Genomic DNA, 1,109 nt, shown 5'->3' with positions numbered 1-1,109 from the left:
TTATTTGGATCTGTATCATAATCAGCTATAATCTTGTTGGTAAAATAGGTATAGAAAGCAGTAGCATCTAAACCGATAAAGGTGTTCCCTGCGTTTATCTTTTTTACAAAGTTCAGGTTACCATTCCAAGAAGTTTCCGGTTTAAGATCGTTGATAAAAACTACTTCCCTTGCACCGGTCAGGGCAGCGTGATCTTCTGTAAACACATTGGCTACACGGTAACCGTTACCAAAACCTAAGCGTAAAACATTGTTTTTATTTTCAGAACTCCATTTATAATTCACACGAGGGGTAAGGATACTTCCGTGAAGCGAGTTATAATCATATCTCATCCCCAATAATACCTTGTTATTGTCATTAAATGTTATCTCATCCTGTATAAATATTCCTGGCAGATTGGTATGTGTCGGTTTGTTTTTGTCTAAATCTGCTGCATCAGCGGTTGCTGGTGTATTATCATCATAATAAGTGTAACGGTATGCAAGACCTGTCAATAAATCGTGTTTTCCCAATGTTTTAAACCACGTCAACTGTCCAAAAGCTATTTTCTGGTCAGCCATATAAGGCGTGTTTCCATAAACTGAATTTTGATCGTGACCGTTCGCACTAAATTGGAAAAATATTTTTTCGCTTACAGGAAGCTGATAATTTCCCATAAGCTCCCAACGGCTGGTATAAATGCTTTCTCCATATACTTCATCACCACCTCTGTATTTCTTTTCCCAATTCATTTCTCCACCCCAACGGTCTTCATATACGTATCTTCCTGCCAGAGTAAAAACCCTATTGTCTTTTCTGTCAAAGCTCCATTTATTGAATACTGAAATTCGGTTTTGCAAGGTAACATCCGTAAAGTTGTCATTGTTATTGTCAATAGGATTGCTGTAATTGAAATAGTTTACGCCTAAAAGCGATTGAGCTTTTTTCCCTACGGAAAATTTGGCTGCTAAATCTGCATTTACCTCTGCCCAAGTTGTACCAAATACATCGGCTGAAATAATAGGAGCATTACCCGGTCTTTTTGTAATAACGTTAATCAGACCACCAACAGCCTCACTACCATACAGGGTGGAAGCAGGTCCTTTTACTACTTCGATACGGTCAATCAG

1 protein-coding gene is annotated in these 1,109 nt (G+C 38.2%); it reads right to left on the bottom strand.

Annotated features, from left to right (window positions below; translation table 11 throughout):
• Positions 1-1,109: TonB-dependent siderophore receptor (locus FM107_RS04680; protein WP_179204400.1), on the bottom strand; the 1,109-nt coding region annotated here is incomplete at both ends.

Source organism: Sphingobacterium sp. JB170 (genome assembly GCF_900163865.1).
GTDB lineage: Bacteria > Bacteroidota > Bacteroidia > Sphingobacteriales > Sphingobacteriaceae > Sphingobacterium.
Note: the sequence above shows the minus strand (reverse complement) of the source record. Positions and strands in the feature narration are given on the sequence as shown.